This window comes from Dickeya sp. NCPPB 3274, assembly GCF_000406205.1.
Taxonomy (GTDB): Bacteria; Pseudomonadota; Gammaproteobacteria; order Enterobacterales; family Enterobacteriaceae; genus Dickeya; species Dickeya fangzhongdai.
This window is the reverse complement of record NZ_CM001979.1, coordinates 605,117-619,644: the sequence shown is the minus strand read 5'-3', so window position 1 is coordinate 619,644 and position 14,528 is coordinate 605,117. Positions and strand designations below refer to the sequence as shown.

14 protein-coding genes are annotated in these 14,528 nt (G+C 56.7%); 9 read left to right on the top strand and 5 right to left on the bottom strand.

Annotated elements, in window-relative coordinates; translation table 11 throughout:
* Window positions 1-25 precede the first annotated feature (25 nt).
* Complete coding sequence (gene rlmG, locus DXX3274_RS03500) at window positions 26-1,198, bottom strand: 23S rRNA (guanine(1835)-N(2))-methyltransferase RlmG (RefSeq protein ID WP_042858595.1); 1,173 nt, start codon at window positions 1,196-1,198, stop codon at window positions 26-28.
* 455 nt (window positions 1,199-1,653) lie between these two features.
* On the opposite strand from rlmG, the gene DXX3274_RS03495 reads away from it, so the two are divergent.
* Complete coding sequence (locus DXX3274_RS03495) at window positions 1,654-2,607, top strand: TerC family protein (RefSeq protein WP_042858593.1); 954 nt, start codon at window positions 1,654-1,656, stop codon at window positions 2,605-2,607.
* 44 nt (window positions 2,608-2,651) lie between these two features.
* On the opposite strand, the gene DXX3274_RS03490 is transcribed toward DXX3274_RS03495, so the two are convergent.
* The 4 genes from DXX3274_RS03490 to uxaC form a co-directional block, all read right to left on the bottom strand.
* On the bottom strand, window positions 2,652-3,197 hold the full coding sequence (locus DXX3274_RS03490; protein WP_038662528.1) for a YgjV family protein: 546 nt from the start codon (window positions 3,195-3,197) through the stop codon (window positions 2,652-2,654).
* Window positions 3,198-3,311: 114 nt separating this feature from the next.
* Complete coding sequence (locus DXX3274_RS03485) at window positions 3,312-4,802, bottom strand: UxaA family hydrolase (RefSeq protein WP_042858591.1); 1,491 nt, start codon at window positions 4,800-4,802, stop codon at window positions 3,312-3,314.
* A gap of 18 nt (window positions 4,803-4,820) precedes the next feature.
* On the bottom strand, window positions 4,821-6,272 hold the full coding sequence (locus DXX3274_RS03480; protein ID WP_042858589.1) for a tagaturonate reductase: 1,452 nt from the start codon (window positions 6,270-6,272) through the stop codon (window positions 4,821-4,823).
* 304 nt (window positions 6,273-6,576) lie between these two features.
* Entirely contained in the window at window positions 6,577-7,986 is a 1,410-nt protein-coding gene (gene uxaC, locus DXX3274_RS03475; protein WP_038917774.1) for a glucuronate isomerase, read from the bottom strand.
* 514 nt (window positions 7,987-8,500) lie between these two features.
* On the opposite strand from uxaC, the gene DXX3274_RS03470 reads away from it, so the two are divergent.
* From DXX3274_RS03470 to DXX3274_RS03435, 8 genes are all read left to right on the top strand, one after another.
* On the top strand, window positions 8,501-9,802 hold the full coding sequence (locus DXX3274_RS03470; protein WP_042861854.1) for an MFS transporter: 1,302 nt from the start codon (window positions 8,501-8,503) through the stop codon (window positions 9,800-9,802).
* 235 nt (window positions 9,803-10,037) lie between these two features.
* Window positions 10,038-10,817: a transcriptional regulator ExuR gene (gene exuR, locus DXX3274_RS03465; RefSeq protein ID WP_022632078.1), complete on the top strand. Its 780-nt coding sequence runs from the start codon at window positions 10,038-10,040 to the stop codon at window positions 10,815-10,817.
* Between the two features lie 734 nt (window positions 10,818-11,551).
* Window positions 11,552-12,226: a DedA family protein gene (locus tag DXX3274_RS03460; RefSeq protein ID WP_042858587.1), complete on the top strand. Its 675-nt coding sequence runs from the start codon at window positions 11,552-11,554 to the stop codon at window positions 12,224-12,226.
* Between the two features lie 3 nt (window positions 12,227-12,229).
* Entirely contained in the window at window positions 12,230-12,580 is a 351-nt protein-coding gene (gene mzrA, locus DXX3274_RS03455) for an EnvZ/OmpR regulon moderator MzrA (RefSeq protein WP_042858585.1), read from the top strand.
* 199 nt (window positions 12,581-12,779) lie between these two features.
* Entirely contained in the window at window positions 12,780-13,085 is a 306-nt protein-coding gene (locus DXX3274_RS03450; protein WP_038921642.1) for a YqjD family protein, read from the top strand.
* Between the two features lie 3 nt (window positions 13,086-13,088).
* Window positions 13,089-13,487, top strand: coding sequence for a phage holin family protein (locus tag DXX3274_RS03445; RefSeq protein WP_038662552.1), 399 nt, complete (start codon window positions 13,089-13,091; stop codon window positions 13,485-13,487).
* Complete coding sequence (locus DXX3274_RS03440; RefSeq protein WP_038662555.1) at window positions 13,484-13,789, top strand: YqjK-like family protein; 306 nt, start codon at window positions 13,484-13,486, stop codon at window positions 13,787-13,789. The genes DXX3274_RS03445 and DXX3274_RS03440 overlap by 4 nt, the downstream gene beginning before the upstream one ends.
* 285 nt (window positions 13,790-14,074) lie before the next feature.
* A complete protein-coding gene (locus DXX3274_RS03435; protein ID WP_038662558.1) occupies window positions 14,075-14,470 on the top strand; it encodes a DoxX family protein in 396 nt (131 codons plus the stop codon).
* Window positions 14,471-14,528: the final 58 nt, after the last annotated feature.

Genomic DNA, 14,528 nt, shown 5'->3' with positions numbered 1-14,528 from the left:
CAAATGCCATGCGGGACTACGCCGCTTAGCGACTGCGGGTTTTCACCGCTCGCAGCACCACGAACTTCGCATTGCTGGCGACGTTTTCGCAATTACCGAACAACCGCTTCAGCTTGTGGAAGTAGTCCAGATGGCGGTTGCCAACGATCCGCAACTCTCCGCCTACTGCCAGACAGCGGCGCGCATCGAGGAACATCTGCCAGGCGATATCATCGGTAATCGCCTGTTGCTGATGGAACGGCGGATTGCACAGTACCGCCTGCAAGCTGTCCTGCCCGACGCCCGCCAGCGCATGGTTCACCACAAAACTGCTGCGCGCCATATCCTGCGGCCGGTTGTATTCCACATTGCGCCGGCTGGAGGCCACCGCCATATAGGACTCGTCGAAAAAGCTGACATAGGCCTGCGGGTTCAGCGCCAGCGCGGTCAGGCCGATGACGCCGTTGCCGCAGCCCAGATCGACAATCTTGCCGTCCAGTTGCTGCGGTAAATGCTGCATGAAAAAACGAGCGCCGATATCCAGCCCACCGCGGGCAAACACATTGGCGTAGTTGTGGATGTGATAGTTGTGGGTAGGATCATCCGTGCCGTCCAGCGGCCAGACCGTCATCACCGGTTGTTCATCAACAGTACGCGGTTGTTCATCAACAGTACGCGGCTCCGGCTGGCAGTGAATCAGCCGGGCCTTTTTCCAGGCCAGCGAGGTGCGGGTCGGCCCCAGAATCTGCTCGAACAGTTGCAGCGTCGAAGTATGGATATCCCGTGCTTTGGCGCCGGCGATGACCACGGTCTGCGGCGTCGCCACTTCACGCAGTTGCCGTAGCTGATGCTCCAGCAACGCCAGCGTTTTCGGTATTTTCAGCACCGCCAGCGCCGGCGCGTCCGGCAGCGGCGCCAGGCTGTCCAGCAGGGTGACCGATTCCGGCGCATACCCGTTAAGCGACAGATTATGCCGGGTCGCCAGTTGGCTCAGGTACGAGTCGCTGATGCAACAGGGCGCCTGTGCCTGCAAACCGCAGGCCAGCGCCCCGAACGCGTCATTGAAAATCAGCCGGGGGCCGGGCCCGATCGGCATCGCGGCCAACTCCCGCAGCAGATATTCATCCGCCGCTTCCCACGCCTGCAACGGTGACTCGCGATCGGACTGCGGGTAACGGACCAGCGTCAGGCTATGTGTTTCCAGATCAAGTTGGCTCATGGCCTCTCCTGCAATACAAAATCTGGCGCTGTTTATCCCTTAAAACGGCGTCGCAGTAAATGGTTTTCCTGTCGAATCTCCGAGAGTTCGTCACGCCGACGACCTATTCATCCGCTGGCGTAGATGCCATTTGCAGCGACGCCTTCGCGGGATAAACCGCCGGCGACAAGGCCAGCGGAATTGTTTGACCCTGTACAGGAACTATCCTATCTTTGGTGTTGCAAAGGGGAGTAACTTTTCGCTGGTCAATCGTCATTACAGTGCAATAGCACTCGGTTACCAGGCAACCTTAATGACTATTCCGCATTAAGTTGTAAGTGAGACCTTGCCAGAAGGCGAGGTCTATTTGCAGCTTAATAGCAAACGGCCTGTGCCTTCTGACACAGGCCGTTTTGTTTTCTGACGACAGAGCCGATGCAATAACCCGGATGGGATAGGCTCTAAGGGATACTGTTATGGTAACTATAGGTACCCCCCTGTTGTGGGGCAGCTTCGCAATCATTGTGGTGGTCATGCTCGCCATCGACCTGTTTTATCAGGGCAAGAAAGACTCCACGGTAATGACCTTCAAACAGGCCGCCGCCTGGTCGCTGGTGTGGGTCACGCTCTCGATACTGTTCAACGCCGGTTTCTGGTGGTATCTCACCGGCACGATGGGCCGTGAGGTGGCGGATGCTCAGGCGCTGGCGTTCTTTACCGGTTATCTGATCGAAAAAGCGCTGGCCGTCGACAACGTGTTCGTCTGGCTGATGCTGTTCAGTTATTTTGCCATCCCCGCCCAGTACCAGCGCCGGGTGCTGGTGTACGGCGTGCTGGGAGCGATCGTACTGCGTACCATCATGGTGTTCGCCGGCAGTTGGCTGGTCTCCCAGTTCCAGTGGCTGCTGTATCTGTTTGGCGCGTTCCTGTTGCTCACCGGCCTCAAAATGGCGCTGGCGAAAGCGGACGACACCGCCATCGGCGATAAACCGGTGGTCCGCTGGCTGCGCAGCCACCTGCGGATGACCGACGACCTGCAAGGCGAGCATTTCTTTATCCGCCAGAACGGCCTGTGGTACGCCACGCCGCTGTTTCTGGTGCTGGTGATGGTGGAAATCAGCGACGTGATCTTCGCGGTAGACAGCATCCCGGCCATTTTCGCCGTCACCACCGACCCGTTCATCGTGCTGACGTCAAACCTGTTCGCCATTCTGGGGCTACGCGCCATGTACTTCCTGCTGGCCGGGGTGGCGCAGAAGTTCTCGATGCTGAAATATGGGCTGGCGGTGATCCTAATCTTTATCGGCGTCAAGATGATGCTGATCGATCTGTTTCACATTCCGGTCGCCATTTCGCTCAGCGTGGTGGCCGCGATCCTGCTGACAACCATCCTGATCAACATCTGGGTGAATCGCCGCGCCGGGCGCTGATGGCATCGTCTGTTAACGCAAGCCTCGCAGCCGCGGGGCTTTTTTCAGGCGCTCTTGGTAGACGAATGCTCATCCATCTTGAACGGGTCGATGCCGTTACGCTGCATACGCCAGAAACGAACGATGTTGTATCCGTTCATCACCAGAAAACTGGCTTCAATCAGCGACCCGCCGATCGACCCCAGCCAGATGTTGTGTATCACCCACAATGAGGTTGAACACCAGATAATGCCGCGCATCGCCAATCCATGAGCCCGGAATAGCGCCCAGGTGCTGCACACGGTGCCGATGATCGGCAACAATTCCATCGGGTGTTTCACGCCCGGCAGACCCAGCGCCAGCGTCAGGGTAATAAACACGAACATCACCGCGATATTGTTGGTTTTCAGGGTGATCAGGGTACGACCCGAGTTCAGCATGGCGCTCATGCCGGCCGCGTTCGCTCCCATCAGGAAGAAGTGACACGCGATAACCGCGCTGTAGGCGGAGAGCTGGATTTTAAATTTCTTTTCACTGCGGTTGAAAAACATAGTGATACCGACCAGAAAGGCCAGTACGCCAACTGCCTGAGCAAACACGTAAGATGTCATGATCCCTGCCTTAAAAGCGTAATAACGAAAAAACGGCGCTCAGAATAATGAAACGCCGTTTTATTTTATGTAGAGTCGTTTAGATTTACAACGACAGGCTTATAACGATCGGTTTTATAAAGTCACGCCGCTCTTAAATATTGCCAGTTCGCGGAAATCGTTGATTTCGTTTTTCGCCAGCTTGCCGTTGGCGATCTCGACGATCAGATCGACAAACTGCAACAGCAGATCGTCCATCGACATACCGTGAATCAGACGGCCGGCGTCAAAGTCGATCCAGTGCGGTTTCTTTTGCGCCAGTTCGGTGTTGGTCGCCAGTTTCACCGTCGGCACAAAGCCGCCGTAAGGCGTACCGCGACCGGTACTGAACAGCACCATATGACAGCCGGCGCCCGCCAGCGCACTGGTGGCTACCGCATCGTTACCCGGCGCGCTCAGCAGGTTCAGCCCCGGCGTATGCAGGCGTTCGCCGTACTTGAGCACGTCCACCACCTGGCTCTGCCCCGCTTTCTGGGTACAGCCGAGGGATTTCTCCTCCAGCGTGGTAATGCCGCCCGCCTTGTTGCCCGGCGACGGGTTTTCGTAGATCGGCTGGTTATGTTCAATGAAATACTGTTTGAAATCATTGACCATGTGCACGGTTTTCTCGAATGTGGCTTCGTCGCGGCAACGGCTCATCAGGATGCGCTCGGCGCCGAACATTTCCGGCACCTCGGTCAACACGGTGGTACCGCCGTTGGCGATGAGGTAATCCGAGAAACGCCCCAGCAGCGGGTTGGCGGTAATGCCGGACAGGCCGTCCGAACCGCCGCACTCCAGACCAAACTTCAGCTCGCTGAGTTTGCCCGGCACCCGACGATCGTCGCGCATCACCTGATACAGCTGGTGCAGACGTTCCAGACCGGCTTCCACTTCATCTTCCTGCTGCTGGCAGATCATGAAGTTAACGCGATCGGCGTCGAACTCGCCCAGCGTATCGCGGAACGCAGATACCTGATTGTTCTCGCACCCCAGACCGATGACCAGCACCGCCCCCGCGTTCGGGTGACGCACCATGTTCTGCAACATGGTGCGGGTGTTTTCGTGGTCCTGCCCCAGTTGGGAGCAACCAAACGGATGAGTGAACAGGTAAACGCCGTCGATGCCTTCCGCATCGTTGGTTTCCTTGAGGAAACGCTGCTGGATCTGGCGGGCGATGCCGTTGACGCAGCCGACGGTCGGCAGGATCCACAGTTCGTTGCGGATCCCGACGTCGCCGTTTTTGCGACGGTAGACCTGCACTTCACGATCCGCCACCTGCGCCGGCAGATCGATGAACTCCGGCTGGTACTGGTACTCGTCCAGATCGCTCAGGTTGGTTTTGGCGTTTTGCGAGTGGATGTGCTCGCCGGGCGCGATGGCGACCAGCGCGTGGCCGATGGGCAGGCCGTATTTCACGATCATCTCGCCGGACGCAATCGGCCTGAGGGCGAACTTATGCCCACGCGCCACCGGCTGCGGCAACGTCAGGGAGATATCGCCAACCGACACCGCTTCATCCTGCGCCAGATCGCGCAGGGCGACGGCGACATTGTCCAACGAATGAATTTTGATGATGCTCTGCATGGATAAAACCTTATGCGATTAGCAATAACCCGCCACCGCGTCACGCATGCCGCGCTCAACGATAGCCTGCAGTTGTTCGGTGACCAGCGCCGCCAGACCAGGCACCAGCGTCAGATCCTGTTCCCAGTGCTCCGCATCGCCCAGCACCGCGTTCACCACCTGCGCCAGCGACGTGGTGCCGGCGCGCACGCCGCCCCACAGCACTTCGTAGCGTTCCAGCCAGTGAGCATCGTCCTGCAGCGGGTAGCTGTCGCCGTTGCGTTCGCCGCGATAAAACGCGATCAGCGCCGCCAGCGCGAAAGTCAGGCGTTTCGGCAGCGCACCGTGGCGTTCGCGGTAGGTCAGCAACTGCGGCAGAATGCGGGTACGGAATTTGGTCATGCCGTTCAGGGCGATAGACAGCAACTGGTGCTGAATGAACGGGTTTCTAAAACGGCTCAGCACTGCCTGAGCGAACGACACCAGCTCGTCGTGCGGCAGATCCAGCACCGGTACGATCTCCTCGGCGATGGTGGTTTCGACAAACTTGCCGATCTGCGCATCGTTCAGGGATTCACCCACGGTATCCAGGCCAGCCAGGAACGCTACCGGCACCAGCGCGGTATGCGCGCCGTTAAGGATCGCCACTTTGCGTTCTTTGTACGGCTTGATGTCGTCGACGATACGCACGTTCAGTTTCAGCTTGTTCAGGCGCAGTTCTTCCGCCAGCCATTGCGGCCCCTGAATCACGAACAGGTAGAAGTACTCGGCGGTATCCAGGAAGGTGTCCTGATAGCCCAGTTCCTGCTGCAGCGCGTCCACTTCGGCACGCGGGTAACCGGTGACGATACGGTCCACCAGCGTCGAACAGAAGGTGTTGTGCTCATTCAGCCAGGCGGTGAACGCCGCCGGCAGTTCCCACTGCGCCGCGTAACGCAGCACCAGCTCTTTCAGTTTTTCTCCGTTGTAGTCGATCAGTTCGCACGGCAACAGCACCCAGCCTTTGTCGGCGGCGCCGTTAAAATGGTTGAAACGTTCGAACAGCAGGCGGGTCAGTTTGGCCGGGAAGCTGGCCGGCGGCGTGTCGGCCAGGCTATCGTCAGCATGGTAGCTGATGCCGGCTTCCGTCGTGTTCGAAAACACAAAGCGGATATTGGCGTCATGCGCCAGCGCCAGATACTCGTCAAACTGGCGGTAAACATTGATCTCACGGTTAACGGAGCGGATCAGGCGCGGCTCGCGCACCGCTTCGCCCTGCTCGTTCAGGCCGCGGATGATGGTGGTGTACAGACCATCCTGGGTATCCAGCGCGGGCGGAAAATCGGTATCAATCGGACGAACCACAACAATGCCGGCATCCAGATCGGTATGTTCATTCAACAGATCCAGTTGCCAGTCAATAAAGGCGCGAAGGAAATTGCCTTCGCCAAATTGGATGACGCGGTCAGGGTGACGACGGCCAGGAAAATCACGACGATTCAGCGTTTGCATTAACAAGCTACCTCAGAACACGACACTTCGGGACAAACGCCAGTCGGTACAACCGTCAGATCATTACGACAACGTCAGGTCAGCACGACAGCGTCAGGGCGGCGGATTCAGCACCCTGCGCCAGCCCGAAATCACAACATTGACAGACGGGCCCGCGATAGCGCCCGCCCTCCCTTTTCTTATATACCCGTCATACTTCAAGTTGCAGGTATGTTGGCTGCCCTTACTCACCCCGGTCACTTACTGATGTAAGCTCCCGGGGATTCCCTCGGTTGCCGCCTTCCTGCAACTCGAATTATTTTGGTTATAACTCGATGCCGAAATAGTTTTTGGCGTTATCGAAACAGATATTTTTCACCATCTCGCCCAGCAGCGGCAGGTCGCCCGGCGCTTCGCCATCTTCCACCCAGCGGCCGATCATCTGGCACAGAATGCGGCGGAAGTATTCATGACGGGTGTAGGACAGGAAGCTGCGGCTGTCGGTCAGCATGCCGACGAAACGGCTCAGCAGGCCCAGTTGCGCCAGCTGCGTCATCTGACGCTGCATGCCGTCTTTCTGGTCGTTGAACCACCAGCCGGAACCGAACTGCATCTTGCCCGGCATACCTTCGCCCTGGAAGTTACCGATCATGGTGCCCAGCACTTCGTTATCGCGCGGGTTCAGGCAGTACAGGATGGTTTTCGGCAGCAGGTTTTCTTCATTCTGCTTGCTGAGCAGGCGAGACAGCTCCTGCGCCAGCGGGCGGTCGTTGATGGAGTCGAAGCCCACATCCGGCCCCAGCAGATTGAACTGGCGCAGGTTGTTGTTGCGCAGTGCGCCGATGTGATACTGCTGCACCCAGCCGCGGCGTGCGTATTCGGCGCCCAGCCACACCAGTACCGCGGTTTTGAACTGCGCCACTTCGTGTTCGCTCAGGGTTGCGCCGGACAGGCGACGGGCCAGAATGCCATCCAGCGTGGCTTCATCCGCGTCGGCGTACAGCACGACGTCCAGCGCATGGTCGGACACTTTACAGCCGTGTGCGGCGAAGTGGTCCAGACGCTTGGTCAGCGCGGCCTGCAGGTCGCTAAAGCGGCGGATGTCGGTATCGGACACTTCACCGAGCTTCGCCATATAATCGTTAAAGGTCGCCAGTTCGATATTGAACGCTTTGTCAGGACGCCAGCTTGGCAGCACCTTGATAGAGAAGGTTTTATCCTGAGCGACCGCCTTGTGGTGCACCAGATCGTCGATCGGATCGTCGGTGGTGCCGACCATTTTCACGTTCATCTGCTGCATGATGCCGCGCGCGCTGAACTCGTCACGCTCCAGCAGGGCGTTGGTGCGATTCCAGATGTCTTTGGCGGTAGACGGCGACAGCAGAGTGCCGGTGATGCCGAACGGACGGCGCAGTTCCAGATGCGTCCAGTGATACAGCGGGTTGCCGATGGTATGCGGTACGGTGGCGGCCCAGGCTTCGAATTTCTCCCAGTCGCTGGCATCGCCGGTACAGAAACGTTCCGGCACGCCGTTGGTGCGCATGGCGCGCCATTTGTAATGGTCGCCCTTCAGCCAGATGTCATACAGGTTTTTAAAGCGGTAATTCTCGGCAATCTGCGCAGGCGGCAAATGGCAGTGGTAATCAAAAATGGGTTGATCCGCTGCGAATTCATGGTACAGCCGACGGGCAAACTCAGTATCCAACAAAAAATCTTCACTTAAAAACTGGGGCATGTTTGCTTCCTCACACTACATTTGCCAACCAAATGCGGTCACGCTTACAAAGATATCACACCAATTATCTGCGATAACCGACACCATTAGTGAGGTCATGATCGCAAAAATGGCATAAATCGCTTCCCATCACACCATTTTTACGCTTCAACCACGCCAGACAGCGGTTGTTGCGGACCGAATTATTTTATTCCCTATCAAAATAATGGTTTTGTGATATCACTCAACTTTTAAATTGGTATGACAAATTATTGTAGCGCTGCCTGATGAGGGGATTCAATCTCAATATCGTCAACGGGGTTGATATCCCCGCCGGAAAACAATAACGCGCGCGGCGGGATCGCCGTCGCAGCCCGCCAGCCGTGCGGCGGCAGGGCAACCGGTCAGGCGGCAACTCCCGCAGGCTTTGACCGGGGCGCAGCAGCGCCCCGTCACTTTCGGCGTGGTCTACACCTATCGCGGCAGACCGATGACAGGTTCCGCTGTGGTAATTAAACTCGGAGAGATATTTAACATGTTCAAGATCAAAGGCTTGCGCTGGTACATGATCGGACTGGTGACCATCGGTACCGTTCTGGGCTACCTGACGCGTAACGCAATTGCCGCAGCGGCGCCAACACTGCAGGAACAGCTCCATATCAGCACCCAGCAATATTCCTATATCATTGCGGCCTATTCAGCCTGCTACACCATCATGCAGCCGGTTGCCGGTTATGTGCTGGATCTGCTGGGCACCAAAGTGGGCTATGCCGTATTTGCCATCCTGTGGGCGTTGTTCTGCGCCGGCACCGCGCTGGCCAACAGCTGGGGCGGCCTGGCCATCGCGCGCGGCGCGGTCGGTGCGGCGGAAGCGGCGATGATTCCCGCCGGTCTGAAAGCCAGTAGCGAATGGTTCCCGGCCAAAGAGCGCTCCGTCGCCGTCGGTTACTTCAACGTCGGTTCTTCAATTGGCGGTATGCTGGCTCCGCCGCTGGTGGTCTGGGCTATCATGGCGCACAGCTGGCAGATGGCGTTTCTGGTTACCGGTGCGCTGAGCATGGTGTGGGCAATCGGCTGGCTGTACTTCTATAAGCATCCGAAAGATCAGAAAAAACTCAGCGCGGAAGAGCGCGACTACATCCTGAACGGTCAGGAAGCCCAGCATCAGGTTGGCAACGCCAAGAAACTGTCCGCCTGGCAGATTCTGCGCAACCGTCAGTTCTGGGGCATCGCGCTGCCGCGTTTTCTGGCTGAGCCGGCCTGGGGGACTTTCAACGCCTGGATCCCGCTGTTCATGTTCAAAGTCTATGGCTTCAACCTGAAAGAAATCGCCATGTTCGCCTGGATGCCGATGCTGTTCGCCGACCTGGGCTGTATCCTTGGTGGTTATATGCCGATGTTGTTCCAGAAATACTTCAAGGTGAACCTGATCGTTTCACGCAAACTGGTCGTCACCCTGGGCGCGCTGCTGATGATCGGCCCCGGCACTATCGGCCTGTTCACCAGCCCGTATATCGCCATCGCCCTGCTGTGCGTCGGCGGCTTTGCCCATCAATCCCTGTCCGGTGCGCTGATCACCCTGTCTTCCGACGTGTTCGGCCGTAACGAAGTGGCCACCGCCAACGGTCTGACCGGGATGGCCGCCTGGACCGCCAGCACCCTGTTCGCCCTGGTGGTAGGTGCATTGGCCGATACCATCGGCTTTAGCCCGCTGTTCGCCGTACTGGCTATCTTCGACCTGCTGGGCGCGATCGTTATCTGGACGGTACTGAAAAACCACCCGGCTTCCGAAGAGGGAAATAACGACGCCGACCTGAAAGCCGCACAGCAACACTAACAGACAAATTTCTGCTTCACGCCATTCATCCGGTATCATGGGATACCGGATGAATCCTTTCCTCTGGGTCTATCACAACAGCTAACTGTGACGTGGGTGTTGGTCGCCGTCCGCTGTAGGTGGTATAACAAATCTACTCTGAATATCAGTCTACATTAACGAAATCATCATAACGAGATAGACGCAGTGACGCACGTTGCCTCAGGGAGCGTCCTCTATCTTAAGAGCAGGCATCATGGCACTGACAGAATCCAGGCGGCTCTACCAGCAGTTGGCCGCAGAATTGAAACAACGCATTGAGAACGGCGTTTATCCGGTGGGCGACAAATTGCCGGCCGAACGCAATATTTCCGAAGAGATGAACGTCAGCCGTACCGTGGTACGCGAAGCCATCATCATGCTGGAAGTAGAAGGTTACGTGGAGGTTCGCAAAGGCTCCGGCATTCACGTTATGTCCAGTCAACAGCGCCATTTGCTGGCCGCCAACGGCAGCGACGCCGATTTTCTCACCGCCGGGCCGTTCGAACTGCTGCAGGCGCGCCAATTGATAGAGAGCAATATCGCGGAGTTCGCCGCCACTCAGGTCACCCGGCAGGACATCATCCAACTGATGGAGATTCAGGAAAACGCCCGTCAGGAAGATCGTTTCCGCGATTCGGAGTGGGATCTGAAATTCCACGTACAGGTCGCGCTGGCTACCCAGAACTCGGCAATGGCTACCATCGTGGAAAAGATGTGGAGCCAGCGTATCCACAACCCCTACTGGCGCAAGCTGCATGAACATATCGACGACAAGTCGATCGAAAGCTGGTGCGAAGAGCATGATCAGATTCTTAAGGCGCTGATCCGCAAAGATCCTTACGCCGCCAAACTGGCAATGTGGCAACATCTGGAAAACACCAAGCAGATGCTGTTCCGCGCCACCACCGATGACTTCGAATTCAATGTCGATCGCTACATGTTCGCCGAAAATCCGGTCGTCCATCTCGATCACATCACCAACGGCAAATCCTGAATTTCTCCATACCTTTCCTGCATTTTGCCCCCACCATTCGGGGGCAAAAAAGTCATCCAGCGTCGAGTTCTGTCAGCAAGTGTAAAATATGACGGCAATCACAGTCTTTTCCCAATAAACAGGTCGTTATACGTTTTCAGAACGTGATATTTTCCTATCTCGCCCGCACCGCTTTTGTTACAGTTAGGGTACTTTTTTTACGCTTAATTACTGGCAGAACGACCTGAAAGGTAAAATAACCGGAAAGGAACATGGCGAGTGGGGAAATGCGCTGAAAAGCGCCAGTATGTCCCGGCAAGCCGGCCAACTGCCCGTATCGCAACGTTTACCAGCGATTAAGCAGGACATGCCATCGGCCACACACGGATAATGACATCAGTCTGTACCCCAAAATTCGAGTTGCAGGGCAAAACGCTCGCGTGTTGAACAACGCAACGCGTTGGTTCTTCAGGGTAAGGCTCATTACGAGCCTTGTAACGCGGCAAGCGAGTGACTCCCCAGGAGCCTGTAAGCGACTGGAGTGATCGAGGGCAGCCACTTGAAGTATGAAGGGGATATGTGCAGGCACGTGAAGGAGCACGCCACCCGATGTACAGCAATGACCGCTCTGCGTACCCGGCTCATCAGCGCGCCAGTTCATGGTTCCGAACATCGGACTATGCCAACGGCGGCGCTGCTGACGGGTCACAGGTTCTCAGCGTGGTTTCTCCAACGCCGCAGTACAGGAACACCAGATGGATATAGTTAAAGAACTTTTGTATGCTCTCTGGCACCAGAATTTCGACGTCCTGGCCAATCCCAAACTGGTCTGGACGATTTACCTGCTGCTGTTTTTGATTTTGTTCCTGGAAAACGGCCTGCTGCCGGCAGCGTTCCTGCCGGGCGACAGCCTGCTGATTCTGGTGGGGGTGCTGGTCGCCAAAGGCACCATGAATTACCCGCTCACCATCGCGCTGTTAACCACCGCCGCCAGTCTTGGCTGCTGGGTCAGTTATCTACAGGGAAAATGGCTCGGAAATACGCGAGTCGTTCAAGGATGGTTGTCGCATCTTCCATCACACTATCACCAGCGGGCGCATCAGTTGTTCCACCGTCATGGGTTATCGGCGCTGTTGATCGGCCGTTTTCTGGCCTTCATCCGAACCTTGCTGCCGACCATTGCCGGGCTGTCCGGGCTGAACAACACCCGTTTCCAGTTCTTCAACTGGATGAGTGGTTTTTTGTGGGTCATCATTCTGGTTTCTCTCGGTTTCGCGCTGGGCAAAACCCCGGTATTCCGCAAATACGAAGACCAGCTGATGTTCTGTCTGATGATGCTGCCGCTGGTTTTGCTGTTTATCGGGCTGGCAGGGTCGCTGCTGGTGCTGTGGCGTAAAAAACGCATGATGGCACGTGAAAAAAGGAATTGATTGATGACCAACCGCGGGTTTAAAAAGCCCTCCGCCTGGCGTCTGTTGCTGCTGCTGTTGCCGCTGGTCGTGCTGCTGTCCATGTCGTCACGGCGTCTGCCGGACGAGGTGATGCTGCACATTACCCCGCTGCATCAGGGCGCGCCCCTGCCGGATGGCTTCTATATTTACCAGCGGCTTAACGAACGGGGTATCGCCATCAAGAGCATTACCCCGGAAAACGACAGCATCATCGTGCGGCTGTCTTCGCCGGAACAAAGCGGCGCGGCCAGAGAAATACTGAGCACCGCGCTGCCGCATGCCCTCGTCATCGCCCAACGCATCAACGGCGCTTCGACGGTTATCAGAAGCTGATCCCCATGCGGACGCGAGCCGTGTTCCGTTTTTTCGCCGCCAGCTATGCCATTCCCTTCTTTTCGAAATGATTTCGCCAGTTTTACAGCGGGTTATCAGAATTATCCGTAGTCGTTCCTGCAGCAAAGATGAAAATCTGCACTATAGTTAACACTGCAAGTGGTTAACACTATGATTCATCAAATAAAGGAGTGTTCACATGGCGCAAGAATCCAATACCGAACAGTTGCGAGCAGAGCTGCGTTCTCTGGGAGACACACTGGAAGAGGTGTTACGCTCCTCCAGCGATAAATCCAAGGCCGAACTGGAGAAACTGCGCGATAAGGCTGAAACCGTCCTCAAAGAATCACGCGAACGCCTGAATGACACCGGCGAACGGATTACGGCGCAAGCCCGCGAAGCGACCCAGTGCGCCGATGATTTCGTACATAAAAACCCCTGGACCGGGGTTGGCATCGGCGCTGCCGTCGGCGTGGTGCTGGGTCTGTTGCTGGCTCGCCGTTAACTCATGGAGACAGAACCGCAACGCCAGGGCCCCGGCAGCACCGCCGTTTCCACCGTACAGCGGATTCTCGCCATTCTGGTCGGTATGGCGGAAACACGCCTCAGGCTGGCGGTGGTGGAACTGGAGCAGGAAAAAAACCTGCTGATTCAGTTGTTGCTGATGGTGGGTCTGACCCTGTTGTTCACGGCGTTTGGCCTGATGAGCCTGATTGTGCTGATCATCTGGAGCATTGATCCGGCCTTGCGCCTGACGGCATTGTGCTGGATTACGGCCGCCCTGTTTGGACTGGCGTTGTTCGGCGCGCTCTGGACGCTAAAACGCCTGCGCCGTTCCACGCTATTGCGAGACACCCGCAAAGAGCTGGCGACGGATCGCTCGCTGCTGGAGGACGAGTCAAAATGAATCGTCAGCAGCGTCTGGCTGCCGAAAAACAGCAACTGCTGCGCCAGATTCAACAACAACGGCTGGATCTGGCGGCGAACAAAAACCGTTGGCTGGAAATCACCGCCCCCTGCGACGACTACTGGCAGAAATTGGCGCGGATACGCCGCTATCTGGTCGTGATCCCGCCGGTCGTCGCCATATTGGGGATACGCCACCCGCGGCGGCTGATGAGCCTGGTACGCAAGGCGGCCGGCATCTGGAGCGCATTGAAACTGATACGCTCCGTAGTGCAATCACCGCCACGCCCGCCGCGGCGGTGAAACCCGGTTTTTCATCTTTTCGCCGCACGGTTCGTTCACCCTGTATCCTCTTCACGTTTTATCATCATCGGGGTCGGCATAAATACCGTTTCCCGGTTTTTTCGTTCATCAGCCGCCGGCATGGTCAATTTTTCTGACATAAAACAACAATTTTACTCGCTGGCACCGGCCCGCTTTCGCCTCTAGTATTCTTCCCATCGGTTACACAAACGTTCTAAACAAGCCACGCCGGATGCGCCCTTGTCGATTTTGCGCCGGCAGCAAACACACTACTGGAGAATATCGATGAAAAATTTTGAGAATGCATTGCTGATGGTTGCCCGTATCCTGCTGCCGATCCTGTTTATCGTTGCCGGTTACGGCAAACTGGGCGCATCTTACGCCGCAACCCAACAGTATATGCAGGCGATGGGCGTTCCGGGTGCGCTGCTGCCATTGACCATTCTGTTGGAACTGGGCGGCGGTCTGGCGGTTCTGTTTGGCTTCCTGACCCGCACCGCTGCTATCGCCACCGCGATTTTCACGCTGCTGACCGCATTCATCTTCCATACTGATTTCGCTCAGGGCGCCAACCAGTTGATGTTCATGAAAAACCTGTCTATCGCCGGCGGCTATGTACTGCTGTTCGTCACCGGTCCGGGCGCATTCAGCATCGACCGTCTGCTGAACAAAAAATGGTAATGGCAGTCTGAATAATCAGTTGAGCAACACAGCCTGACTATCATTTGATGGCGGTCGA

Coding starts and splice junctions, on each gene's coding strand:
- DXX3274_RS03485 (WP_042858591.1), bottom strand. CDS start 4,802: ATGCAGAGCATCATCAAAATTCATTCGTTGGACAATGTCGCCGTCGCC.
- exuR (WP_022632078.1), top strand. CDS start 10,038: ATGGCACTGACAGAATCCAGGCGGCTCTACCAGCAGTTGGCCGCAGAA.
- DXX3274_RS03460 (WP_042858587.1), top strand. CDS start 11,552: ATGGATATAGTTAAAGAACTTTTGTATGCTCTCTGGCACCAGAATTTC.
- DXX3274_RS03495 (WP_042858593.1), top strand. CDS start 1,654: ATGGTAACTATAGGTACCCCCCTGTTGTGGGGCAGCTTCGCAATCATT.
- DXX3274_RS03490 (WP_038662528.1), bottom strand. CDS start 3,197: ATGACATCTTACGTGTTTGCTCAGGCAGTTGGCGTACTGGCCTTTCTG.
- rlmG (WP_042858595.1), bottom strand. CDS start 1,198: ATGAGCCAACTTGATCTGGAAACACATAGCCTGACGCTGGTCCGTTAC.
- DXX3274_RS03470 (WP_042861854.1), top strand. CDS start 8,501: ATGTTCAAGATCAAAGGCTTGCGCTGGTACATGATCGGACTGGTGACC.
- DXX3274_RS03480 (WP_042858589.1), bottom strand. CDS start 6,272: ATGCAAACGCTGAATCGTCGTGATTTTCCTGGCCGTCGTCACCCTGAC.
- DXX3274_RS03435 (WP_038662558.1), top strand. CDS start 14,075: ATGAAAAATTTTGAGAATGCATTGCTGATGGTTGCCCGTATCCTGCTG.
- DXX3274_RS03450 (WP_038921642.1), top strand. CDS start 12,780: ATGGCGCAAGAATCCAATACCGAACAGTTGCGAGCAGAGCTGCGTTCT.
- DXX3274_RS03440 (WP_038662555.1), top strand. CDS start 13,484: ATGAATCGTCAGCAGCGTCTGGCTGCCGAAAAACAGCAACTGCTGCGC.
- DXX3274_RS03445 (WP_038662552.1), top strand. CDS start 13,089: ATGGAGACAGAACCGCAACGCCAGGGCCCCGGCAGCACCGCCGTTTCC.
- mzrA (WP_042858585.1), top strand. CDS start 12,230: ATGACCAACCGCGGGTTTAAAAAGCCCTCCGCCTGGCGTCTGTTGCTG.
- uxaC (WP_038917774.1), bottom strand. CDS start 7,986: ATGCCCCAGTTTTTAAGTGAAGATTTTTTGTTGGATACTGAGTTTGCC.